Genomic DNA, 858 nt, shown 5'->3' on the forward strand with positions numbered 1-858 from the left:
CACGCAAGCTCGCGTTGATCGAGCAGAAGATGGCCGACTTGGTCGTCATGCAGCAACTGTTAGGCGAACTGGTGCAGCAATGTGATGCGGGAGACGGCGGAACGATCTGCCCGATCATCGAGGCACTGATCAGAGAGTAATGCCTGGCGGGTGAGCTGGAGATCGGAAAGCCCCTTTACGGTGGGATTCAGAGCTTACGTTGGTTTTTGGTTCCATTGCTCCCCAAACCCCAACACCGTCAAGTTGCCGATCCAAGCGCCGCTGAACCCCAGGGCGATCAGAACCAGCGGCCCCAGGCAGCAAGCCGCGGCGAGGATGGCGGCTAGCCCGCCAGTGAAGAGCGCCCCGCGCCCGTTTTGAGGTTCAGACATACGCTTGTCCTTTCAAATCTGGATTGGATAGCTTAAGCTTACTTCCGTACCAATGTACGGAGTCAAGCAATATGGAAAAAAATTTGGAGAATCTGACTATTGGCGTTTTCGCCAAGGCGGCCGGGGTCAACGTGGAAACAATCCGGTTCTATCAGCGCAAGGGCTTGTTGCCGGAGCCGGACAACCCCTATGGCAGCATCCGCCGCTATGGCGAGGCGGATGTGACGCGGGTGCGCTTCGTGAAATCAGCCCAGCGGCTCGGATTCAGCCTCGACGAGATCGCAGAGCTGCTGAGGCTGGATGACGGCACCCACTGCGAGGAAGCCAGCAGCCTGGCCGAGCACAAGCTTCAGGACGTGCGCGAAAAAATGACCGACCTGGCGCGCATGGAAACCGTGCTATCCGAACTTGTGTTCGCCTGCCATGCGCGGCAAGGGAACGTTTCTTGCCCGCTGATTGCTTCGCTGCAAGGGGAGAAAGAGCCGCG

The 858-nt window shown here is 58.5% G+C and carries 2 protein-coding genes; one reads left to right on the plus strand and one right to left on the minus strand.

The genetic code is table 11. The features are described from left to right. Positions 1-194: 194 nt before the first annotated feature. Positions 195-371, minus strand: a complete 177-nt coding sequence (locus tag ABD296_RS49445; RefSeq protein WP_455363884.1) for a mercuric transporter MerT family protein — start codon at positions 369-371, stop codon at positions 195-197. Between the two features lie 83 nt (positions 372-454). Here ABD296_RS49445 and merR point away from each other — a divergent pair. Next, positions 455-858: Hg(II)-responsive transcriptional regulator (gene merR, locus ABD296_RS49450; RefSeq protein WP_455363885.1), on the plus strand; the 404-nt coding region annotated here is incomplete at its 3' end.

Source organism: Actinomadura napierensis, from assembly GCF_039529375.1.
GTDB lineage: Bacteria > Actinomycetota > Actinomycetes > Streptosporangiales > Streptosporangiaceae > Spirillospora > Spirillospora napierensis.